Annotated in this window: 19 protein-coding genes; 9 read left to right on the top strand and 10 right to left on the bottom strand. The window is 53.3% G+C overall.

What is annotated here, in order from left to right:
* Positions 1-208: 208 nt before the first annotated feature.
* The 3 genes from NC856_RS01155 to NC856_RS01145 all read right to left on the bottom strand — a co-directional run bounded on the left by NC856_RS01155 (position 209) and on the right by NC856_RS01145 (position 4328).
* Positions 209-1255 carry an ABC transporter substrate-binding protein gene (locus NC856_RS01155; protein WP_264088575.1) on the bottom strand — a complete coding sequence of 349 codons (1047 nt, stop codon included), beginning with the start codon at positions 1253-1255 and terminating at the stop codon, positions 209-211.
* A 342-nt stretch (positions 1256-1597) separates the two neighbouring features.
* Positions 1598-3052, bottom strand: a complete 1455-nt coding sequence (locus tag NC856_RS01150) for an NAD-dependent succinate-semialdehyde dehydrogenase (RefSeq protein WP_264088574.1) — start codon at positions 3050-3052, stop codon at positions 1598-1600.
* A 10-nt stretch (positions 3053-3062) separates the two neighbouring features.
* Positions 3063-4328 carry a 4-aminobutyrate--2-oxoglutarate transaminase gene (locus NC856_RS01145; RefSeq protein WP_264088573.1) on the bottom strand — a complete coding sequence of 422 codons (1266 nt, stop codon included), beginning with the start codon at positions 4326-4328 and terminating at the stop codon, positions 3063-3065.
* Positions 4329-4495: 167 nt separating this feature from the next.
* Between NC856_RS01145 and pdxR the strand changes: the two genes are divergently transcribed.
* Positions 4496-5995, top strand: a complete 1500-nt coding sequence (gene pdxR, locus NC856_RS01140) for a MocR-like pyridoxine biosynthesis transcription factor PdxR (RefSeq protein ID WP_264088572.1) — start codon at positions 4496-4498, stop codon at positions 5993-5995.
* Positions 5996-6154: 159 nt separating this feature from the next.
* The gene (locus NC856_RS01135; protein ID WP_264088571.1) at positions 6155-7249 is read left to right on the top strand and encodes an ABC transporter ATP-binding protein; all 1095 of its coding nucleotides are present in this window, start codon (positions 6155-6157) and stop codon (positions 7247-7249) included.
* Between the two features lie 48 nt (positions 7250-7297).
* Here NC856_RS01135 and NC856_RS01130 read toward each other — a convergent pair whose 3' ends face one another.
* The 4 genes from NC856_RS01130 to umuD all read right to left on the bottom strand — a co-directional run bounded on the left by NC856_RS01130 (position 7298) and on the right by umuD (position 10227).
* Complete coding sequence (locus NC856_RS01130) at positions 7298-7546, bottom strand: GlsB/YeaQ/YmgE family stress response membrane protein (protein WP_264088570.1); 249 nt, start codon at positions 7544-7546, stop codon at positions 7298-7300.
* Between the two features lie 154 nt (positions 7547-7700).
* Positions 7701-8546, bottom strand: a complete 846-nt coding sequence (cho, locus tag NC856_RS01125) for an excinuclease Cho (protein ID WP_264088569.1) — start codon at positions 8544-8546, stop codon at positions 7701-7703.
* Positions 8543-9808 carry a translesion error-prone DNA polymerase V subunit UmuC gene (gene umuC, locus NC856_RS01120; RefSeq protein WP_264088568.1) on the bottom strand — a complete coding sequence of 422 codons (1266 nt, stop codon included), beginning with the start codon at positions 9806-9808 and terminating at the stop codon, positions 8543-8545. Before umuC ends, cho begins: the two co-directional genes overlap by 4 nt.
* Positions 9808-10227: a translesion error-prone DNA polymerase V autoproteolytic subunit gene (umuD, locus tag NC856_RS01115; protein ID WP_264088567.1), complete on the bottom strand. Its 420-nt coding sequence runs from the start codon at positions 10225-10227 to the stop codon at positions 9808-9810. Before umuD ends, umuC begins: the two co-directional genes overlap by 1 nt.
* Before the next feature lie 321 nt (positions 10228-10548).
* On the opposite strand from umuD, the gene NC856_RS01110 reads away from it, so the two are divergent.
* Both NC856_RS01110 and NC856_RS01105 read left to right on the top strand, forming a co-directional pair.
* Positions 10549-11829, top strand: a complete 1281-nt coding sequence (locus NC856_RS01110) for an acyltransferase family protein (RefSeq protein ID WP_264088566.1) — start codon at positions 10549-10551, stop codon at positions 11827-11829.
* Between the two features lie 283 nt (positions 11830-12112).
* Positions 12113-13156, top strand: coding sequence for a DUF481 domain-containing protein (locus tag NC856_RS01105; protein WP_264088565.1), 1044 nt, complete (start codon positions 12113-12115; stop codon positions 13154-13156).
* Positions 13157-13253: 97 nt separating this feature from the next.
* Here NC856_RS01105 and NC856_RS01100 read toward each other — a convergent pair whose 3' ends face one another.
* Positions 13254-13922, bottom strand: a complete 669-nt coding sequence (locus NC856_RS01100) for a gamma-glutamylcyclotransferase (protein ID WP_264088564.1) — start codon at positions 13920-13922, stop codon at positions 13254-13256.
* A gap of 281 nt (positions 13923-14203) precedes the next feature.
* Here NC856_RS01100 and NC856_RS01095 point away from each other — a divergent pair, with 281 nt between their 5' ends.
* From NC856_RS01095 to dauA, 3 genes are all read left to right on the top strand, one after another.
* On the top strand, positions 14204-15037 hold the full coding sequence (locus NC856_RS01095) for a siderophore-interacting protein (protein ID WP_264088563.1): 834 nt from the start codon (positions 14204-14206) through the stop codon (positions 15035-15037).
* A gap of 252 nt (positions 15038-15289) precedes the next feature.
* Positions 15290-16384, top strand: a complete 1095-nt coding sequence (gene chaA / locus NC856_RS01090) for a sodium-potassium/proton antiporter ChaA (protein WP_264088562.1) — start codon at positions 15290-15292, stop codon at positions 16382-16384.
* A 164-nt stretch (positions 16385-16548) separates the two neighbouring features.
* The gene (gene dauA, locus NC856_RS01085) at positions 16549-18267 is read left to right on the top strand and encodes a C4-dicarboxylic acid transporter DauA (RefSeq protein WP_264088561.1); all 1719 of its coding nucleotides are present in this window, start codon (positions 16549-16551) and stop codon (positions 18265-18267) included.
* Between the two features lie 52 nt (positions 18268-18319).
* Here the strand turns inward: dauA and NC856_RS01080 are convergent, their stop codons facing one another.
* Positions 18320-18739 carry a hypothetical protein gene (locus NC856_RS01080; RefSeq protein WP_264088560.1) on the bottom strand — a complete coding sequence of 140 codons (420 nt, stop codon included), beginning with the start codon at positions 18737-18739 and terminating at the stop codon, positions 18320-18322.
* A gap of 259 nt (positions 18740-18998) precedes the next feature.
* Between NC856_RS01080 and rstA the strand changes: the two genes are divergently transcribed.
* Both rstA and rstB read left to right on the top strand, forming a co-directional pair.
* Complete coding sequence (rstA, locus tag NC856_RS01075; protein WP_264088559.1) at positions 18999-19733, top strand: two-component system response regulator RstA; 735 nt, start codon at positions 18999-19001, stop codon at positions 19731-19733.
* Positions 19730-21103 (top strand): two-component system sensor histidine kinase RstB, encoded by a 1374-nt coding sequence (gene rstB, locus NC856_RS01070; protein ID WP_264088558.1) that lies wholly within the window; start codon positions 19730-19732, stop codon positions 21101-21103. The genes rstA and rstB overlap by 4 nt, the downstream gene beginning before the upstream one ends.
* Here rstB and NC856_RS01065 read toward each other — a convergent pair.
* Positions 21046-22056 carry a LacI family DNA-binding transcriptional regulator gene (locus NC856_RS01065; RefSeq protein WP_264088557.1) on the bottom strand — a complete coding sequence of 337 codons (1011 nt, stop codon included), beginning with the start codon at positions 22054-22056 and terminating at the stop codon, positions 21046-21048. The genes rstB and NC856_RS01065 overlap by 58 nt on opposite strands.
* Positions 22057-22296 lie beyond the last annotated feature (240 nt).

The raw sequence follows: 22296 nt of genomic DNA, 5'->3' as shown, positions 1-22296 counted from the left end.
GGCCGCGCCCTTCGGGGGCGCTGCAAGCAGCGCGCAAACCAGCTTCCGGCGGATTTATCGGGTATCAAACATCGTCTTATCGCGTTTTTGATCGCGGTTTTTGATCGCGTAGTTGCCAGAAAGCGTGTTCCGGCAAGATGCGGGGGAGATAATTTTACGTTGCGGTAAATTTCTCATCCCCCGCGATATCGGCACAATCGCCGATGCGTTACTGAGCGGCCCAGGCGTTAAAACGCTGTTCCAACTCTTCACCGTGGTCAATCCAGAACTCAGTATCCACCTGCAAAGCGTTTGCCAGGTTTTCTGGCGCAGTCGGTAGATCCTTGGCCACGTCAGGCGCCAGCATAGTGATGGCTTTTACGTGCGTCGGGCCGTAAGGGATGTTTTCCGCAAAGACTTTCTGATTTTCCGGCAGGTTGGCGAACGCGATGAATTGCTCTGCCAGTTCCTTGTGTTTGGAACCTTTAACGATGGCCCAGCTATCCAGATCGTAGATACTGTCAGACCAGACGATCCTGAAGTCATGCCCTTCTTTCTGCGCCGACGCTACCCGGCCATTGTAGGCGGACGTCATCACCACATCGCCGGAAACCAGCCATTGAACAGGCTGCGCGCCGGATTCCCACCATTGAATATTCGGTTTGATCTGATCCAGTTTTTTGAACGCGCGATCAACGCCGGCTGGCGTCGCCAACACGCTGTACAAGTCTTCACGTTTCACGCCATCGGCCAGCAATGCGATTTCCAGCGTAAATTTGGCGCTTTTACGCAGTGCGCGTTTTCCTGGGTAAGTTTTGACATCCCAAAAATCCGCCCAACCTTTCGGCGCCTGCGACAATTTTTTCGCATTGTAAGTCAGCGCCGTCGACCACAGGAAAATACCCGCGCCGCATTCTGAAACCGCGCCTTTGACAAACTGGGATTGATCGCCCAGTTTCGACCAGTCGAGCGGTTCAAACAGCCCTTCATTACAACCGCGCATCAGTTCCGGGCCTTCAACTTCCACCACATCCCAGCCAACCTGACCGGTTTCCACCATCGCGCGAATACGCGCCATTTCGCCGTTGTACTCGCCAGCTTCGACCGTGCCTTTACCGGCAGCGGCAAACGGTTTGTAAAACGCTTTATCCTGCGCGTCCTTGTTCAGACCGCCAAAGGAGATGACAGTAACGGTTTCCGCCTGAACCTGACTGGCCATCGCGACAAGAAACGCGGATACCGCAATTTTTTTCAACCTCGTTTTGCTTTTAAACATGGTTTGGCTCCTGGAGAGTGTTGTGTTAGTCAACGAAAAAACGGCAATTGCACATCAAGCCTTTTTTGATGCATCATGTATCATACACAAGCATAAATCGTGCCATTTCAGCAATTTTATTAATGTTTCGTCATCCTGACGGGTGGGAACAGCGATACAACGCGTAGTGATGATTGGCCAAACGTCCGCACTGTTTTTCTGTTGCTATTTTGCTGCCCTTTTGCCTTTTAATAGTGCACCCCATTATTTAAGCGCACCATTCAGACGCATAAGGTTTTCATCTGCCGGGCGCCGCCCAACGACTGCGACGCCCGAATTTCCGCTACGGCGGATCACAAAAAACTACCGGGAAAGATCAACGCAGATATATTTCATTTCCAGATAATCTTCGATACCGAAACGTGAGCCTTCTCGCCCCAGACCTGATTGCTTGACGCCGCCGAATGGCGCGACTTCGTTGGAAATCAGCCCGGTGTTAAGACCAACCATCCCATACTCCAATGCTTCAGGAACAGTCCACTGACGCAGGGCATCGCGGGTATAAACATACGCCGCCAGACCAAATTCGGTATCGTTCGCCATCGCAATCACTTCGTCTTCTTCGCTGAACTGGAACAGCGGAGCGACCGGACCAAAGGTTTCTTCGCGGGCAAAGCGCATCGATTGGGTGACCTCGCCGACGATGGTCGGCATAAAGAACGTGCCGCCCAGTTCATGCGGTTTACCGCCCAACAACAGCGTCGCGCCTTTGGACAGCGCATCCTCGATATGCGACTGAACTTTTTCGATCGCATCGGCGTCAATCAGCGGCCCTTGCGTCACGCCAGGTTGACTGCCGTCACCCACATTCAGTTTTGCGACTTCCGCGACCAGCTTTTCCACCAACGCGGGATAAATCCCTTTCTGCACATAAATACGGTTGGCGCATACGCAGGTTTGCCCGCTGTTACGGAATTTAGAGGCCAGAATACCTTTTATCGCCAGATCCAGATCGGCATCGTCAAACACGATGAATGGCGCGTTGCCGCCCAGTTCCAGCGACAATTTTTTCACCGTCGGCGCGCTTTGCGCCATCAGGATCCGCCCTACTTCCGTCGAACCGGTAAAACTCAGCTTACGCACCACCGGGCTGTCGCACAGCACTTTGCCAACGGATTTGGCATCGCCGGTAATCACCTGCAACACCCCGCGCGGAATGCCAGCCTGCTGGGATAATTCCGCCAACGCCAGCGCGGTAAACGGCGTCTGCTCAGCCGGTTTGACAATCATGGCGCAACCTGCCGCCAGCGCCGGCGCCACTTTGCGGGTAATCATCGCCGCCGGGAAATTCCACGGCGTAATCGCCGCGCACACGCCGATCGGCTGTTTGATCACCAGCAGACGCTGATGCCCTTGCGGTGATTGCAGCACACTGCCTTCGATGCGCTTGGCTTCTTCCGCGAACCATTCAATAAACGACGTGGCGTAAGCAATTTCCCCGCGCGCTTCCGCCAGCGGTTTGCCTTGTTCCGCCGTCAGCAGCGCGGCCAGATCGTCCTGATTGTCCATAATCAGACGCGCCCAGGCTTGCAGCGCTGCGGCGCGTTCTTTGCCGGTACGCTGACGCCAGCTTGTCAGCGCCATTTCAGCCGCCGCAATCGCCTGTTCCGTTTGTTGCGGCGTCACCAAAGGAACGGTTCCCAGCACCTCGCCTGTCGCCGGGTTGGTCACATCCAGACGCGCCTGATCCCGGCTTTCGCACCATTCGCCGTCAATCAGACAGTGCTGACGAAATAAATCTTTTTGTTTCAGTTGCATAGCATCTCTTTTACTTGGTTAGCACACGGGTCAGAATGGTCATTGCCTGGCTGAACTGATCATCGGGGATGGTCAGCGGATACAGGAAGCGAATTACGTTGCCATGTACACCGCAGGTCAACAGCAGCAGACCTTCTTTCAGCGCTTCCTGCTGGAATTTACGGGTAATCTCAGCCGATGGTTTACCGGTTTGCGGATCATTGAACTCCGCGGCCACCATAGAACCCTGCGAGCGGATCGCCACTAACGCCGGACACTGTTGTTTCACTTTTTCCAGCGTTTCCACCAATGCCGCCCCCAGATACTGAGAGCGTTGGCACAGTTTTTCTTCTTCAATCACGTCCAGAACCGCCAGCGCGGACGCTACCGCCAACGGGTTGCCGGCATAAGTGCCGCCCAATCCGCCCGGCGCTGGGGCGTCCATCACGTCTGCACGGCCAACCACGCCGGAAATCGGGAAACCGCCGCCCAGACTTTTCGCCATGGTGATCAGATCGGCGTGATCGCTATAGTGCTCCATAGCGAACAACTTGCCGGTACGGGCAAAACCGGTCTGCACTTCATCGGCGATTAATAACATGCCGTGCTTATCGCACAGCTTGCGCAACGCGCTGATAAAGGCGGGCGGCGCCACGTTGAAACCGCCTTCGCCCTGTACGGGTTCCAGCACGATGGCGGCAACCTGATCAGCCCCGATATCCGCATGCAACAGATGATCGATACTGGCCAGCGACTGTTCCACCGTAATGCCCAATTGTTCATTGGGATACAGCGCATGGAAGATGGAGCCGGGGAAAGGGCCGAAACCGTTGGAGTAAGGCGTCACCTTGCCGGTTAGCGTCATGGTTAACAGAGTACGACCATGGAACGCCGCGCCAAACGCAATCACGCCGGGACGACGCGTATAACAACGGGCAATTTTCACCGCATTTTCCACCGCTTCCGCGCCAGTGGTAAAAAATGTGGTCTTCGCCGGGCCGTCAATCGGCGCTAGCGCATTAATACGCTCAGCCAGACGCACGTAGCTACCGTAAGGTACAATCTGGTACGCGGTATGGGTGAAGCATTCCAGTTGCTCACGCACCGCCGCTAAAATTTTCGGATGACGATGCCCGGTATTCAGTACAGCGATGCCGCCAGCGAAATCGATAAACTCGCGGCCTTCCTCGTCCCACAGCGTGGCGTTTTCCGCCCGGGCCGCGTAGAAATCACACATCACACCTACGCCGCGCGGCGTGGCCGCCAGACGGCGTTGATTCAATTCGCTATTCTTCATTCTCTGCTCCGATTACAAGATACACCCACGTTTATTGATGACGACCCTTCATTGGTGTCGAAAGCGCCGTGATGTGATTCACCGTCTCACATCTTTCTGTTGCTATTTATAGGCGCCAGATGGTTCTATAATCCAGAACCAGTTTTTAATATTTGAAGGATCCACTTTTGCGCTCGCTTCTCACCGATTTGCTGTTGCAGCGTTTGAGCAACCAACAGGAAGGCACGCTGAACAAGCGGTTGTACGACAGCATTCGTCTGTCTATCCTTGATGGCGCCATTACCGCTGGCAGTCGGCTACCCTCTTCGCGCGATCTGGCCCAGCAGCTATCGCTCTCGCGTAATACGGTGCTGGCGGCCTACGAGCAACTTTTAGCCGAAGGCTATATTGAAACCCGCACCGGCAGCGGAAGCTATGTGACGCAACAGTTGCCCGACGGCAATATGACGCCGGTGCGTAATGAGAACCACACGGCGGCCCGCGTGCCGGTGCAGGAGCTATCGAACCGGGGCCGACATCTGTTGGGTTATGCGGGCGCCTCGCCGCGGCAATGGGGCGCGTTCATGCCGGGTATTCCCGACATCGCCGGTTTTCCTCATGATCTGTGGCGCCGAATCCAGACCCGGCTCACTCGGCGCGTCAAGCCGGAACAACTCTCCTATTCGCCGGTCGGCGGCTGTCCTGAACTGCAACTGGCGCTGGTGGACTATCTGCGCGTCTCCCGCTCAGTGGAATGCACGCCGGAACAGATTCTGATTACGGAAGGAACCCATCAGGCGATGGATTTGCTGGCGAAGATGCTGTGCAATCCCGGTGATTTAGTTTGGGTGGAAGATCCTTGCTATTGGGGAACGCGCAACGTTCTGACGATTAACGGTCTGCGTGTTGCGCCCGTTGAAGTGGATGAGCAGGGAATGGCGCCGCCAGAGACCGTGACGCCGCCATCCATACCACGGTTAATCTGCGTGACGCCTTCGCATCAGTATCCGCTGGGCGCCGTCATGAGTCTGGCCCGCCGCCAGCGGTTGCTGGCGCTGGCTCAGGAGCAAGGCTGCTGGGTGGTGGAAGATGACTATGACAGCGAATTCCGCTTCTCCGGCAACCCAATCCCCTCGCTGCAAGGGTTGCAGGCCCAATCGCCGGTGATTTACATCGGCACATTCAGTAAAACGCTCTATCCCGGTTTGCGCGTCAGCTACATGGTTTTGCCGCCGCCGCTGGCAAGCGATCTGAAAATGGCGCATTCGGAACTCTATCGTGGCGGTCACTGGCTGACTCAGATCACGCTCAGTCAATTCATTCGCGAAGGTCACTACGCCGCGCACATCCGCCGTATGCGTCTGCTGTACGCCAAACGTCGCGCCATGCTGACGGAACTGATCGAGCAACAACTGGGGCCTGAATATGTCGGCGACAATAGCAATGCCGGGCTGCACATGCTGCTGCGGTTACCGTCGACCATTGATGACGTGTTGCTCAGCGCACAGATTCAGCAACGCGGCGTAACGGTGAAACCGCTGTCCAGCTACTATTTGCGTCCCACTCAACAACGGGGTTTATTGTTGGGCTACGCCGCAGTTGAAGAAGAGAATATGATGCAGGCTTTTTCCGTGATTACGACCTGTATTTTGGCCGTAGAAAAAACCACCCGCCGCGCACCGTTATAGTGCCTCGCTAAAATAAGCCTCACCATAATGGCGCAATCAGATTGTCGGGGTTTTCCTCTTTAGGGGGTTAACCCTCTCGTTATTCTCGCTTTTATAAAAATCGGCACGCTTTATGCATTCTTATATTTTAAGATACAGCCAATGCGAGAGAATGGAACAATGAGAAATTATGTCAGCTTCAAGAATATCCAGAAAACCTACGATGGCGATCGTCTGGTGGTCAAAAATCTGAATCTGGATATCCAAGAAGGCGAATTTCTGACCCTGCTCGGACCATCAGGTTCAGGAAAAACCACCAGCCTGATGATGCTGGCTGGATTTGAAACGCCGACTCAGGGTGAGATTCTGCTGCGCGATACGCCACTGCACCACCTGCCCCCGCATCAGCGCGGCATCGGCATGGTGTTTCAAAATTACGCGTTATTCCCGCATATGACGGTGGCGGAAAATCTGGCGTTTCCGTTATCCATCCGCCGCATGAATCGTACCGATATTAAAGAAAAGGTCGACAGGGTGCTCGATCGGGTAAAACTGACCAATCTGGCGGATCGTTATCCGGCACAAATGTCCGGCGGACAGCAACAGCGGGTAGCGCTGGCGCGCGCGTTGGTCTTTGAACCCAAACTGGTGTTGATGGATGAACCGCTGGGCGCGCTGGATAAGCAATTGCGTGAACATATGCAGTTGGAAATCAAAGAATTGCATGAAGCGTTGGGACTGACGGTGGTGTATGTCACCCATGATCAGAGTGAAGCCATGACCATGTCCAACCGGGTGGCGGTCTTCAATGACGGCATCATTCAGCAGATGGCCAGCCCCAGCGAAATTTATGAAAAACCGGAAAATACGTTCGTTGCCCAGTTTATCGGGGAAAATAATACCCTGATCGCCACACAAGCTGGCGCGGACGGCGCTTTCTATCGTGCGACGCTGGATGACGGCACGCCATTACGGGCGCTGAAAGTGCGTCCTAGCTCACCGGGTAAAAAAATCGCCTTGTGTATCCGCCCTGAGCGGATTCGCATTAATGCGACCAACGTTGACAGCAATGATCAGCAGATCAATGCCCGGATCCAACAGTTCATTTATCTGGGCGACCATGTGCGTATGATGACCGAAGTGGCCGGTCAACCGCAGTTTATGGTGAAACTGCCCGCCAGCGAGATTCAACCGGACTGGAAAATCGGCTCTGAAGTGACGCTATCCTGGCAGCCTGAACATCTGCGGGCGCTGGATGTGATGGTCACCCACTGATTTAGATACGGCTTCCTCTGCCGGATAAGCAGAGGAGCCGCTAATTGATTAACGCCGAATCTTACGATATATCCACAGCACCACGATGGCGCCGATTACCGCGACAACAAAGCTGCCGAAGTTGAATCCATCCACCCGGCCAAAACCAAAGAACGTGCTGATATAACCACCGACAACCGCCCCTATAATACCAAGTACGATCGTCAGGAAAAAACCACCGCCATCTTTGCCGGGCATAATCCATTTCGCCAGAATACCTGCAATTAAGCCAAAAATAACCCAGGATAAAATTCCCATAACCACCTCGCTTTTTTAGTTCCATACGCCTTTACCGTTATCAATAATCGATAGATAAAGTGCGATTCCAAGTATAGACAAAGATTGAGAAAACCGTAGCGAGATTACAGGAAACGCACTCTTTTTCGCAAAGGTACTCTTTTCCGCAAAGGTACTATTTTTCAAGCAGGATAATATCCACACGATTGCTGACAATCGGTTTGCACAAAATTTTATAACTGTCGTTATCGAAATGCGCGGCAACCTGTTGCAGTTTGTCGGCATCGGACAAGCGCGTGACGGTTCCCAAATATAACCAATGATGAATGATGTGATAACTCGTCATCTCCGTTCGGCTCTCTTTTATGGCGATCCGCCCCGGAAAGGTCCAGCAGATCAACCGTAATGCCTCCAGTCGGGCGCTCAATCGCTGATGGTGGTTTGCCAGCGATTCTTTTGCGCAACATGCGCCGGCGCATTTTCTGAGTGAGTGACGAAAACAAGGTCTGCCTGCCGGTACGCGCTCCAGCCCCAACACGCTCAGACAAAGCTGTTGTTCATCGGCGATTGCTTTGAGGGTATTCAGCGCGGACATTCTGTTGCTAAATATCCCGTGCAAATGCGGCGTGACGGAAAAATTCACCGTCTTTGCATAAACAATATCCACATGTGCGCCGTCAAAATGGATGGAGCACAGTTGGCGGGATTTCCGCAGCCGTTTATTGAAGAGCGGCGCATGCTGTTTGATCATTTGCGCTTCCAGCAACAGCGCGCCTATTTCTCCCGCTGTTTCAATAAAGGTGATGCGTTGGGTCTGCCTGAGCAGTTTTGCCTCGTTGCGCGCGCGCATGTGCGACATGACCCGTGCGCGGATATTGACGCTTTTACCAATATACAGCGGCAGAATGTCGCTGCCGCCATGAAAAACATACACGCCCGGCGCACTCGGCAGTGCCGTCAGCGCCTCGCGCAGATGCGCCGGGTATTGGTAAATATCGGGTATCTTTTCATGCCTGATCATAACTTAACGACTCTCACATCATCGATACGTGTTGTATACGCCGGAGACAACATTTCTCTCTTCATCGACCAGATAGGGTTAATCCCCTGCCCGGCGAACCAGATTTTTCCCTTGCCTGAATGATTAATCCGGTCAATCGCCGACATCAGTGATTCACTGTTTACCTGCGGTTTACGCGCGTCAAACATATCCAACTGCGCCACGCCGTGACCATAAAAATCGGATAACACCACCCCCGCCTTGATATAACGATATCCCTGCGACCAGACGTGATCCAACGCGTCAATCGCCAGTGAAATGATATCCCTGGTATCATTGGTTGGAACATGCGTCATGCGGGTGGCCTGATTGCCATAATACGCTTCACGCTCCACATGCGGACTGGTGCGGATAAAGACGGACACCTGGCGGCAGTACTGGCGTTCATGTCTCAGTTTTTCCGCCGCCCGTTCCGCATAGCGGCAAACCGCCTGACGCAAGTGCGCATACTCGGTGATGCGTGAACTGAACGAACGAGAGCAGAGGATTTGTTGCTTTACCGGCGTCAGTTCCTCTACGTCCAGACAGGGCTGACCACGCAATTCTCTGACGGTTCTCTCCACCACCACGCTGAAGGTTTTTCTTATATAGGCAAGATCGCTTTGCGCCAGCTTCAGCGCGGTGGTGATGCCAGTTGCCCCCAGCTTACGCGCCAGTCGCCGTCCGATCCCCCAGATATCGTCAACGGGCGTAATCGCCAGAAGTTTCGCTTGTCGCGCCGGACTGGATAAGTCCACAATGCCGCCGGTTTTCGTCCAGGTTTTCGCTGCATGATTAGCCAATTTAGCCAGCGTTTTGGTGGGCGCGATGCCTACGCCGACACTCAGATGCGCCTCGCGCTTTATCCGCCGCTTAATTTGCCGCGCAAACGACTCCATCGCCATACAATGGCTGACGCCGGACAGATCAAGAAAGGCTTCGTCGATGCTGTAGATTTCCACCGCCGGCGCCATTTCTTCCAGAATGCTCATCACGCGAGCGGACATATCCGCGTACAAGGCGTAATTAGAGGAGAAAACGGCGACATTATGCTTTTTGATCAGTTCGCCGATTTGAAAAAACGGCGCGCCCATTTTTATTCCCAGCGGCTTGACCTCGCTGGATCGCGCAATCACACAGCCATCGTTGTTGCTAAGCACAATCACCGGCTTCCCGACCAGATCCGGCCTGAACACTTTTTCACAACTGGCGTAAAACGCATTGACATCGACTAAAGCGTACATTAGCGGGTCGCATGTATAACGTAAGTCACTACCCCGAAGATATCCAGGCTGGCGCTGTCGGAAATGGGGATGGGCGCATAGGCGGCGTTCATCGGCATCAGCGCCAGCGTCGGCCTGACCTGTAACCGTTTGATGGTAAACTCGCCGTCAAGCGCGGCGATAACGATATCATCGTGTCGCGCCTGCAATGCGCTATCAACCACAACCAGATCGCCATCGTGGATGCCGCCATCCACCATTGACTGGCCGGATACCCGAACAAAGTAGGTTGCCGCCGGATGGCGAACGCACACCTCATTCAGATCGATTCGCTGTTCGACATAATCATTGGCCGGACTGGGAAATCCGGCGGCTACCGCTTCAGCATAAAGATTGAGGGACAGTATTTCCGGGTGAGGTTCAGGAATAAATCGTTTCATAGCTCGCAATGCAACTGTATTTTTATACAGTATAAGTACAGGGTATGCACAACGCAATCCATGATTTCCTTAAACGGTTCTATCCCGTGCTCGTATCATGTCATTTCGCTTGTCATCCCCGGTCTGCTCCATCATTATCAGCGTCATCGTCGGCCCTTTCCGTCGTCTGAAATTTAACGTAGAGTTACAAAAAACAAACACACGCGAAACAAATACCGCATTTATAGCCATAATCCTAATTAATGGGATACGGCTCTCGTTTAAACTAGGCGATTACAGCGCGCTTTGGCGGTATCAACAGACTTAACGTTGAGGAACGACATGAAAAAAGTCAGTAAAGAGCGATTTATCGGGCTGGAGTGGCTGCGATTCTTGCTCGGTTGCTACGTGATGATCTATCACACAGTACATATTTATCCCCAACGAGCGCGCGTGCCATTCCTGAGCGAGCTCACCAGTATGGGATTTTTTGCTACCAGCACATTTTTTGTATTATCTGGTTTTTTATTGGCGCATGTTTACATCAAAGATGGCCGTTTACGTGAACCCGCACGACAGTTCTGGGCCAAACGTTTCTTCAATCTTTATCCCATTCATATTATCGCGCTGATCGCATCGATCGCCGTGGTGACATTGATGCAATGGCTGGCAGTACCGCCGGAAGGCCAGGTCGCCAGCGCCCGGTTCGTGATTTATGACACCAACGATCCAGCCGCAGATCCGCAAACGCTACGCCATTACATGAGCAACGCGCAACTGGCGTTTAATGCGCTGCTGCAAGTGCTGATGTTGCAGGCGTGGAACCCGTATTTCCTGACCTTCAATGCGCCGCTGTGGTCGTTGTCCACCTTGTTCTTTTTCTATCTGACCTTTCCGCTGCTGGCGCCACGTCTGCTGAACAGTCGTCATCCCTGGCTGTGGATGGGGATCATCTGCCTGCTCTACCTGCTGCCGCCTGTTTGGGTGATTTGGCAACAGCAATACGGCATGCCGTATACTGGGCTGTTGCAACGCGGCCCGATTTTCCGCCTGCCGGAATTCCTGGCCGGTATATTGGGTTATGCTCTTTTCCGCCGCTATCGTCAGCAAAATCGTTCGCCGCTGACCACTGGCCAGGGTTACGCCGCAACACTGTTTATTCTGGTCAATTTTCTGGTCGCCACCTGGTTATTCACCAAAGGCGAGGCATACTGGTATTTTCTGCTGCATAACGGTCTGCTGCTGCCTGCTCAGGTTGGGCTGGTCTGCCTCTGCGCCCTGGCGCGTGAACCGGATAGCGAATGGCTGCGGCACTGGTCGCCGCGACTGGGCGCGGCTTCATTGTCGATATTCGCCCTGCACGTACCGCTGTTCAATCTGTTTCGTACGCTGGAACAATTGGTGCGAGGCAATCCGCTGGCCTGCTTTACCGACTGGAATCAGTGCGTTGCCGCTGCCGGACAGGTACAGTTATCCATAATGGGATATCTCATCTTCCTGATATTAACCGTCACCCTGTGCGTGCTGTTCCAGGAGCGTATCGTGTTACGCGTTCGCCAGTTCCTGACCTCACGGTTCCTGACGCAGCAAACCGCATCTTCACGCCCCCAGACCTCGTCATAAGTGAATTCCTCCCCCGAATCGCTGGTTCAAACCCGCGGTTCGGGGCGATAAAAACGCCGTCACAATGATTTCAAAATGTGATAGACATCTCATTATAGCCGTTCATCATCAAGGGTAACTTTTATAACTATTTACATTCTAACCAATCTTCGTTTTTGGCTAGAGCCTTACTTTGATTCCTGCTAATGTTTGCCGTTCCGGGATAAAACCGGTTCATTATTCATCGGCTGTACGTCTCGAATGACGTCGTTCAACACACTGGTCACCACTGTTTACTGGCAAAATGACACTATCCAAATACGCAATATCTTCCCTGAGTTTGGTTATCGCGCTTGCAACCACCGGTATTGCCCAAAGCCGGGCGGATACCATCTGGTTGACCAACGGCGACCAACTCAGCGGTAAAATTACACTGCTCGACGGCGGAAAATTATTTATCACGACGGATTATGCCGGTTCCATCGCCGTTTCCTGGGATAAGGTGAAAACCTTTGAAACCGATCAGGCGTTGATCATTCAGGAGGCGCGTTACCAGGAAGGCGTGCTCTATCCGGCGATTAAAGCGGGCGAAAATCGGGCTATCGTCGCCACGCCATCTATCTCCAACCAAGCCACGGAACCACAGACGCTGCAACTTTCCGATATTACCGCTATCGTGGTGCAAAAGCCGTTGGTGAAAGATTTCGTCTGGAAAGGCAATATCGATGCGGGAATGGCGCATAAGAAAAGCTCGACCGAAACCGACAACTATGATGCCAGCCTGAGCACCCAGGCACGTCATGGCACCTGGCGTCATAACATTGACGCCAGCTACCATCTGGCGAAAGAAGATAACGTTGAGAGCACCAAGAATGCGGCGGGTGAATACGCGCTGGATAAATTCGTGGACGAACACTGGTTCTGGCAAGGCCGTTATCAGTACAAACGCGACTGGATTGAAAGTATCAAAATCAACCGCTCGTTCGGTCTTGGTCCGGGTTATCAGTTCTGGGATAACGATCTTGGTGCATTCTCGCTGACTTCGCTGGTCAACTTCCAGACCTTTGTTTACCGCGATATCGGCGAAGATAACTTCTACTCAGGCGGTATGAAATGGGCGTATAACCGCTATCTGTTCAGCAAAACCATCGAAGCCTTCACCAACGGCGAATTGGGCCGCTCCTTTGACGCCACCGCGCCGCTGTATCTGAAAGCAGAAGCCGGTCTGCGTTTCAAACTGACCGACTGGTCTTCAATGAGTATGAGAGTAGCCCGTACCCGTATCGAAAGTGATCAGGGCAACGTCAATGATACCTTGTACACCCTGGGTATCGGCGTAGGCTGGTAAAAGCCGGAAGAGGAAGTCAGCGAGCGTGGCCGTAATAGCGCTCGCTGACGCCGCTGCCGAACGTTTCGCTGCTATTAGCCGCATAGCCAAACAACAGCTATTGGCCGCACTGCTGTTGTAGCGTTCGCACTCGCTGAGCCAACTCGCTTAAGTCTTTATCCGCCATACCGTGGTTATGCAACACTTGCTCCAACGCAAACAGGTACTGCGCGTTCGTTCCTAACGGGCCGCTGGCCTGGGCAATCAACGGCGCAATTTTCTGAATGCAGGTGTCCTGTTCAATCAGCGGATGCTCAGACTCGGAAACAAACACCAATGCAGTGACAGTGTCACCATGTTGCTGATGCAGTTCACACCAAAGCGGACGATAACAGCCCGTGAGCATTTCACGTTTCCACAGCAACTCCAAATCTTCGCGCAGCGAAGCTTCCGGCAAGCGAAACGCCAGTCCGGTGGTTTTGCCGCCGGGTTTTAACGCCAGCATCCGGCCAGGCAAGTTCACGGTTCCTCGTCCGGCAGTCAGTCGTAAGCAAAACGCACGATGCCAGCCGTACAATGTCGCCAGACAGGTTTCTTCCGCATCAAACACCGGATTCCACATCAGCGAACCATAACCGAAGATCCAGACCGGGCTGTCGTCCGGTCGGCACGCCAGGGTTTTTTCAAGAGAAGCCGCACGCTGCTGCGGCGTGAGTAATAAAGTTTCCTCTATACAACCAAAAGACGTTCTACAATCTGCTTTCTGCAAAAAATCGCGTGTTAACACTACTTACAACCCCCGGCCGGTCATACTATTTTTTCCGCCTATCTGGTTTATTGTCGCCAATCTTAAAATCCACTGGTTTTCGCTTGGTTACTTTTACAACAACCATTGAGTTGAGATTATTCATTTCTGGTTCAGCAATCAAGTTTGATATTGATCACAAAAAGCCCAAAAACATCTATCGTTAACATTTACCGCGCTATAGCCAACAAATGATAAGCATTATCACTTCTATGTTAGAATGGATAATTCAACGTCCAGTGATCCTCTCAGGGAGACAATGAATGGCAAATCCTGCGGTTGCGGGCAAACGCTCACCCCATCCAACTCTGATTCAAGTTAAATATGTTCGTGATATTTCCCCGCATTTACGCTGTGTGACGTTTCACGCCGAAGCGTTACGTCATTATCCGGCTGATCGTCACGGTGCGCATATCAAGTTGTTCATTCCGCCGCCGGGACAGCAGATCCCGACCTTGCCCACGTTCAGCGAACGCGGCCCGGTGTGGCCGGAAGGTGAGACGCGCCCTATCGTTCGAACCTATACGCTGCGCGCAGTCCGTCAGGAAGCGGCGGAACTGGATATCGTGTTTGCCATGCATGAGCATGCTGGTCCGGCGGTAAGCTTCGCTCGTCATGCGCAACCCGGCGATTACCTTGGCATTTCATCCCCCGGCGGCCCGCATCCGATGTTGCCGCCCGCACATGCCTACTATCTGGCGGGCGATCCCTCCTCATTACCGGCTATTGCCGCCCTGCTGGAAAATTTACCGGATGATGCTCAGGGAGAAGCCGTTATTCGGGTCGACAGCAATGCGGACATTCTCGATTTAGCCCGGCCCGCCCGAATTAATCTGCATTGGATAGTCGGCGGAACCGAAGTCACGGACGAGGTGATCAGCCGCTTTCGCGCCTTATCGCATGAGGAATACGCCGCGCATGCATTCTACTGGCTGGCTGGGGAAGATCGACTGGTGGTTCAGTTGCGCCGTTATGTGCGCAAAGAGCGTAAATGTGAACGGAATCAGCTTTATGCCATACCTTACTGGCGAGAAGGGTTAAATGAAGAGGATTATCACCATAAACGCCACGATATCATGGATAATCCTGATGATTAGACTTAAAAAAATCATTTAATATTATTAGTATAGGGAGAAGATAATGACATTCTCCCTTTTCATTTTAATTTCCCGGCAAAGCGTAAAAATCCGTAAAAAAATCCAGCACGCAACCGAGAATCTGTTAATCTACATCATGCGTTTTTACGCTATAACTACTTTTTAGTAACGTTTTTGCAGAAAAGCCGCCTTTGATGACGTACTATTTTTGCGTCTGAGTCTATTTCCTCTGGATAAGGAGAACCCCCCGTAATGAAGTCTCACACCGAGGTTGTCAAAACTCGCCATCAGGAATATTCACTTATTCTTCCCATTATTGCCTTGATCGTCCTGTCCCTGTGGGGGAGCACGCACGATTTCTCCGCTATTCTGGGCATTAATCTGCTGGCGTTGACCGGTATCCTTTTCAGCGCGTTTAGCGTTGTGCGTCATGCCGATGTGCTGGCCCATCGGCTGGGCGAACCTTATGGTTCGCTGATTCTCAGTCTGTCGGTGGTGATCCTTGAAGTCAGCCTGATCTCGGCTTTAATGGCGACAGGCGATGCCGGCCCGGATCTGATGCGCGACACACTCTATTCCATCATCGTAATTGTCACCGGCGGTCTGGTGGGTTTCGCACTGCTGCTGGGCGGACGCAAATTTGCGACGCAGTACGTTAACCTGAGCGGGATCAAACAGTATCTGATGGCGATTTTCCCGCTGGCGGTACTGGTGCTGGTGTTCCCCAGCGCCTTACCCGATGGTAATTTCAGCATCGGTCAGTCGCTGATCATCGCACTAATCTCCGCCGTGATGTACGGCGTATTTCTGTTGATTCAAACCCGAACTCACCAAAGTCTGTTTGTGTACGAGCATGAGGATGAGGGCGATGACGACCATCACGGCAAGCCGTCGGCGCACAGTTCGCTCTGGCATACCGTGTGGTTGCTGATCCACCTGATTGCGGTTATCAGCGTAACCAAAATGAATTCCATGCCGCTGGAAACACTGCTGACGGAAATGAACGCGCCCACACAGTTTACCGGCTTCCTGGTCGCATTGCTGATCTTGTCGCCGGAAGGATTAGGCGCGATTCGGGCGGTTCTGAAAAATCAGGTGCAACGCGCTATGAACCTGTTTTTCGGTTCCGTACTGGCGACTATCTCCCTGACGGTGCCCACTGTGACGATCATCGCCATGGTGACCGGTCGTTCGCTGAACTTCGGGCTGGATATGCCGCATATCGTCGTCATGCTGTCGGTGCTGATCCTGTGCCACATTACGTTTTCGACCGGCAGAACCAACGTACTCAGCGGCAGCGCGCACCTTGCCTTGTTCGCCGCCTACCTGATGACCATCATGCTGTAAGCGCTCGTCTTATCGATGCCGCATCTGCGGCATCACCGCCTAATCGACATCTCTTGATGTATATCTGGATCTGTGAAGAGCATCAGGCGTATCGTATATCACGCTTGTCTACGACGGACCAAACCGGCCCGCCATTCTTTGTTTCTTTATTGGTTCTTTCTTAGATGAAAACGCACGGAATTAACGGTATCAAACCGTTCAGCGCGCTTATTGAAGCGTGCTGGCGCGAAAAATATACGCTACATCGCTTTATTCAAGACATTATTGCCGGGGTTACCGTTGGGATCATCGCCATACCACTGGCGATGGCGTTGGCGATTGCCAGCGGCGTGCCGCCGCAATATGGTCTTTATACCTCCGCGATTGCCGGGATTATCATCGCTGTCAGCGGAGGTTCCCGCTACAGTGTTTCCGGCCCAACAGCGGCCTTTGTGGTTATTTTATATCCGGTTTCCCAACAATTCGGTCTGTCCGGTTTGTTGGTCGCGACACTGCTTTCCGGCGTCTTTCTGCTGTTAATGGGCGTCTGCCGGCTGGGACGGCTGATTGAATATATTCCGCTGTCCGTCACGCTGGGATTTACCTCCGGGATTGCCATTACCATCGCCACTATGCAAATCAAAGATTTCTTTGGCTTGCATATGGTGACGGTTCCTGAACACTATGTTGACAAGGTGGCCGAGCTTGCATTCGCCATGCCCACGTTACAGCCCGGCGATATGCTGATTGGCGTCACCACGCTGCTGGTCTTGATTGTCTGGCCCAAACTGGGGATCCGTCTGCCGGGCCATCTTCCCGCGCTGCTGGCGGGAATGGCGGTAATGGGGATCGTGTCGCTGTTCGGCACAGAGGTGGCGACCATCGGTTCCCGCTTCAGTTATCTGCTGGACGATGGCTCTCAGGGACAAGGCATTCCGCCGATTCTGCCGCATTTGGTGCTGCCCTGGGATATTGCCGCCCCAGGCGCGGAAGCGATGAAACTGGACTGGCAAAGCATTTCCGCCCTGCTGCCCGCCGCCTTCTCCATGGCGATGCTCGGCGCGATCGAGTCTTTGCTCTGTGCCGTGGTGCTGGATGGGATGACAGGCAAGAAACACCACTCGAACGCGGAACTGATGGGACAGGGCTTTGGCAATATCATCGCCCCGTTCTTTGGCGGCATCACCGCCACCGCCGCCATTGCCCGCTCCGCGGCCAACGTGCGCGCGGGCGCCACATCGCCAATCTCCGCCGTGGTTCATGCCTTGCTGGTGTTACTGGCGCTATTGGTTCTCGCGCCCTGGCTTTCATATCTGCCGCTGGCGGCGATGGCGTCATTACTGCTGATGGTCGCCTGGAATATGAGCGAAGCGCACAAAGTCGTCGATCTGCTGCGTCACGGCCCCAAAGACGACATCATCGTCATGCTGCTGTGTATGTCGCTGACCGTGCTGTTCGATATGGTGATTGCCATCACTGTCGGGATTGTGCTGGCGTCATTGCTCTTTATGCGGCGCATCGCACAGATGACCAAACTGAGTGAATTGCCGGATACGAAAATACCGGACCATCTGGTGTTACGCGTCAACGGCCCGCTATTTTTCGCCGCGGCTGAACGTATCTTCAATGATCTGATGCAACGCAGCGAAGCGTATCAGACCATTATTCTGCAATGGGATGCGGTGCCGGTACTGGACGCCGGGGGATTGAATGCTTTCCTGCGTTTCAGTGAAATGTTGCCGGCGGGGAAACGGCTGATTATCACCGACATCCCGTTCCAGCCATTAAAAACGCTGGCGCGCGCCAATGTTCATCCCATTGAAGGCCGCCTCAGTTTCTATGGTTCGCTATCACAGGCGCTGGAAGCGATTGCCGAAAACCAACCTGGCGCGATCACTGAATAAAAGGCGTCGCCGCCAACGGGCAGAAGCGCGCTGCCCGTTGGCGGCGAATAATCTATTTCGTCGGCGCGGGCGACTTAAGGTGAATGGAAAGCCGTTCATTCTGTTGACTCAGCGCCATCGTGTCGCTGCACTCCTCGCCTATCGTGACTAATTGCTCATTGGTTAAGGGATACGGCAACTGAATATCCAATGCGGTCAGCCCTTGCTGTTGCGCCAGAGTAATCAATCTCACAATATTCGTTTCATCGCTGACCTGGGTGGAGAGCACCTGTAACGCCAGCATTTTCAAGCGCTCTTTCGTGGCAACCGGCTGGGACAGCGATCGTTTGGTCACCATGCCGAAAATCGGCAACACGCCATACATGGCATCCATAAAACGCCAGCGTTTATTGCACAACGCGGCCAGACAATCTGTGTAATCGATACAGATTTTTTCACTGGAACCTACAGATTCAGGGTCATCCTTCTTCATTCCCCTTTGCTCCTCTACAACACCAGTGGCTGCATCACACAGTTTCAGCGCTAACAGCATGACTCATCTGATGGCTTACTTATTATAGTGGCACGGTTCACGGTAATTTTACAGTCTGCGGCGGCAGAGGGGATTTTCTTTCATTACGCGATTAATCATCGGCGTTCCGCGCCTTAACACTCGTTTACGCTTCATCGCTAGAGCCAGTTCATACCTGGAGCTATGCTAGAGCGAATGTTTTCGTCACCATGCGGATACCATGCACAAGATTGTTTTTGTAGAAGATGATGGGGAAGTCGGTAAGCTGATTGCCGCTTATCTGGGCAAACATGACATTGATGTTCAGGTGGAACCTCGCGGCGATAACGCGTTGACATTTATCGCGCAGCAACAACCTGATTTGGTGCTGTTGGATATCATGTTGCCCGGTAAAGACGGCATGACGATTTGCCGTGAGTTGCGGCCCCAATACCACGGTCCGATCGTGTTGCTCACCTCATTGGACAGTGACATGAACCATATTCTGGCGCTGGAGATGGGCGCCGACGATTATATTCTGAAAACCACGCCGCCCGCCGTGTTGCTTGCCCGTCTGCGTCTGCACTTCCGTCAGTATGCCGCGTCCCCACAATCCGGGGCGGAAAACCCGCCGCCATCACTCCTGGTGCATAAACCGTTGCATTTTGGCCTGCTGTGTATCGATCCGGTAAACCGCGAAGTGACGCTGGGCGACGAGAATATTGTGCTGTCCACCGCCGACTTTGATCTGCTCTGGCAATTAGCCACCCATGCCGGTCATGTCATGGATCGCGACGCGCTGCTGAAAAATCTGCGCGGCGTCAGCTACGACGGTATGGATCGCAGCATTGACGTTGCCGTTTCGCGGCTACGCAAAAAACTGTACGACAACCCGCAGGAACCAGCACGTATCAAAACAGTACGCAACAAGGGCTACCTGTTCGCGCCTAGCGCCTGGGAGGAGGCCGCGCTATGAAAAAGTTGTTCATCCAGTTTTTTTTGTTACTGTTTGCCTGCTTCGTGGTGATGACGCTGCTGGTTGGGTTGGTGTACAAGGTGACGGCAGAACGTGCCGGGCGGCAATCCATGGACGACTTGATGAAAAGCTCGCTCTATTTGATCCGTAATGAACTGAGAACCATCCCCCCCCGCGATTGGCATAAAACCATCAATCAGTTGGATTTAAACCTGTCGTTCAAGCTGCAAATTGAGCCGCTGGATAAATACTCGCTGCCCGCCCAAACCAGACAACGACTGAAGCAGGGCGAGATCGTGGCGCTGGATAATGAATATACGTTTATCCAGCGCATTCCGCGCAGCCACTATGTCCTGGCCGTCGGCCCCATTCCGTATCTGTTTTTCCTGCACGAAATGCGCTTACTGGATCTGTTGCTGGTGCTGCTCATCGGTTTGTCGCTGGCTTTGCCGGTCTTTTTGTGGATGCGCCCGCACTGGAAATCGATGCTGAAACTGGAAAACGCGGCCCAACGACTAGGGGACGGCCATCTTGAAGAACGCATTCATTTCGATAATACCTCCAGCCTGTTTCGGTTCGGCGTCGCCTTTAACCGGATGGCGGATAACCTGAATCAGTTGATCACCAGCAAAAAACAGCTGATCGATAATGTTGCCCATGAACTGCGTACGCCGCTGGTACGCCTGCGCTATCGACTCGCCATGAGCGAGAATCTGACAGAGGAAGAGCAGCAGGCGCTAAACCGGGATATCGGACAGCTTGAAGCGTTGATTGATGAACTACTTACCTATGCGCGACTGGATCGTGCTCAAGTCACCCTGCATCTCACCGAGATCGATTTTCCCGTTTGGTTGCAAACCAAAGTTGACGACTTCCGGCTGATCCAACCGGATAAAACCATTACACTGGATATTCCCCGGCCAGAAAGCGTGGGCGCGCTGGATCTGCGACTGATGGAGCGGGTACTGAACAACCTTGTCAATAACGGCCTGCGGTTTTGCCGACGTCGGCTGCATATCAGCCTGTGGCTGAACGCGGATCAAACGGCGTGTTTACAGGTTGAGGATGATGGCCCCGGTATCGCGCCGGAAAATCGCGACGCTATTTTTGAGCCTTTTGTTCGTCTTGCCGCCGGAATAGAAAACAGCAGCGGCGGCTGCGGATTGGGGCTGGCGATTGTACACGCCATTGCACGGGCTTATGCCGGCGCGATTACGGTTGACCGCAGCCCGCTTGGGGGCGCCAGTTTTCGCTTTTGCTGGCCGATAAAAACCGCCGCCACTGCCGCGCTGTTGCCGCGCTCTCACTTATTTCAGACAGGCGCGCAATCGGTATCGCCCACGCCAAGCTCCGGCTGCCATAGAACCTGAACCCGCTGCGGTTCGACGCCTTGCAGTAAATCATGAATCATGGCTGCAATCTGTTTACCCACGCTGGCGCGGGTATTCTGCACAATAGGCGTCACAGCGACATCAATCAGGCTGTCATCCGGCAACCCATCATACGCAATCAGCGATATGCCTTCTCCGCCCAGCAGCCCCGCTTGCTGAAGCGCGCTGGCCGCGCCATCGCCCAGCATATTGCAATCGGTGATAATCGCCGTAGGGGGAACGTCAAGTTCCAGCAATCGCCGGGTCGCGTGGTAACCTCCAGGACGATCGGGCTCAGCCTGCTGTACGTATCCTTCGGGCTGCGGCAATCCACATAGCGACAAGGTATCGCAATACCCTTGCAGCCGTTGCTCGACATACGAAAGTCGCGCATTGGTGCTGAGAAAAGCGATTCGCTGATGCCCCAACCCGGCCAGCCGTTTCACCGCCAAAGAAGAACCGGCGTAGTTATCAAAATCAAACCAGGCGTAAGGTTGTGATAAATTGCTGCGCCCCAGCGCCAGAAAGGGGAACTTCTGTTTTTGCAGGTATTTCAGCCGGTGATCTTCTGGCTGTGTATGAGCAACCAACAGGGCATCCACTCGGCGCGTTTCCACCAGATGAATAAGGGACTGATGCGTTTCATCAGGTTCATCGGGGATCAACAACAAATCGATGCCAAATTTCGCCAACTCAATGCTGATCCAACTGATCATCTCCAGAAATGTCGAGTTGTTCAGCACCCGCGGGCGTGAAGGATAGGCCAGCGCGACCGCATCGGTTTTCCCCATTTTCAGTCGCCGGGCCAACGAATTTGGTTGATAACCCAATCGTCTGGCGGCCGCAACGATACGCTCGCGTGTCTCTGCCGCCACATCATCGTATCCATTCAACGCACGGCTGACCGTGGTGGAAGACAGTCCCAGTTCATTAGCGATTTTTTTTAATGACATTTTTTAATGACCATTTTTTTAATGACATCGTCACCCGTGATCCACCGTTTAACGGAAGCGCGGCATTCTCCCGTTATCGTGCAACCAGCAGACAGTGCGCCGGTCAACCCATTGAATTTACGCTACTGACAACCAACCCGCGCCCCCTATTCCATTCCTTGCGGAAATGAAAACGCACCACTTGCCAATTTTATCACGTTATTGACCGCCCGCTTTCGTCTCGATCAATCTCAGAGCATA

This window comes from Brenneria izbisi (assembly GCF_025840185.1).
GTDB lineage: Bacteria > Pseudomonadota > Gammaproteobacteria > Enterobacterales > Enterobacteriaceae > Brenneria > Brenneria izbisi.
This window is presented reverse-complemented; position numbering and strand designations above follow the sequence as displayed.

What these genes read in the sequence shown, in the direction of transcription:
- NC856_RS01155 (WP_264088575.1), bottom strand. Translation starts at nt 1,255, where the DNA reads ATGTTTAAAAGCAAAACGAGGTTGAAAAAAATTGCGGTATCCGCGTTT.
- NC856_RS01150 (WP_264088574.1), bottom strand. Translation starts at nt 3,052, where the DNA reads ATGCAACTGAAACAAAAAGATTTATTTCGTCAGCACTGTCTGATTGAC.
- NC856_RS01145 (WP_264088573.1), bottom strand. Translation starts at nt 4,328, where the DNA reads ATGAAGAATAGCGAATTGAATCAACGCCGTCTGGCGGCCACGCCGCGC.
- NC856_RS01135 (WP_264088571.1), top strand. Translation starts at nt 6,155, where the DNA reads ATGAGAAATTATGTCAGCTTCAAGAATATCCAGAAAACCTACGATGGC.
- NC856_RS01130 (WP_264088570.1), bottom strand. Translation starts at nt 7,546, where the DNA reads ATGGGAATTTTATCCTGGGTTATTTTTGGCTTAATTGCAGGTATTCTG.
- cho (WP_264088569.1), bottom strand. Translation starts at nt 8,546, where the DNA reads ATGATCAGGCATGAAAAGATACCCGATATTTACCAATACCCGGCGCAT.
- umuC (WP_264088568.1), bottom strand. Translation starts at nt 9,808, where the DNA reads ATGTACGCTTTAGTCGATGTCAATGCGTTTTACGCCAGTTGTGAAAAA.
- umuD (WP_264088567.1), bottom strand. Translation starts at nt 10,227, where the DNA reads ATGAAACGATTTATTCCTGAACCTCACCCGGAAATACTGTCCCTCAAT.
- NC856_RS01110 (WP_264088566.1), top strand. Translation starts at nt 10,549, where the DNA reads ATGAAAAAAGTCAGTAAAGAGCGATTTATCGGGCTGGAGTGGCTGCGA.
- NC856_RS01105 (WP_264088565.1), top strand. Translation starts at nt 12,113, where the DNA reads ATGACACTATCCAAATACGCAATATCTTCCCTGAGTTTGGTTATCGCG.
- NC856_RS01095 (WP_264088563.1), top strand. Translation starts at nt 14,204, where the DNA reads ATGGCAAATCCTGCGGTTGCGGGCAAACGCTCACCCCATCCAACTCTG.
- chaA (WP_264088562.1), top strand. Translation starts at nt 15,290, where the DNA reads ATGAAGTCTCACACCGAGGTTGTCAAAACTCGCCATCAGGAATATTCA.
- dauA (WP_264088561.1), top strand. Translation starts at nt 16,549, where the DNA reads ATGAAAACGCACGGAATTAACGGTATCAAACCGTTCAGCGCGCTTATT.
- NC856_RS01080 (WP_264088560.1), bottom strand. Translation starts at nt 18,739, where the DNA reads ATGAAGAAGGATGACCCTGAATCTGTAGGTTCCAGTGAAAAAATCTGT.
- rstA (WP_264088559.1), top strand. Translation starts at nt 18,999, where the DNA reads ATGCACAAGATTGTTTTTGTAGAAGATGATGGGGAAGTCGGTAAGCTG.
- rstB (WP_264088558.1), top strand. Translation starts at nt 19,730, where the DNA reads ATGAAAAAGTTGTTCATCCAGTTTTTTTTGTTACTGTTTGCCTGCTTC.
- NC856_RS01065 (WP_264088557.1), bottom strand. Translation starts at nt 22,056, where the DNA reads ATGTCATTAAAAAAAATCGCTAATGAACTGGGACTGTCTTCCACCACG.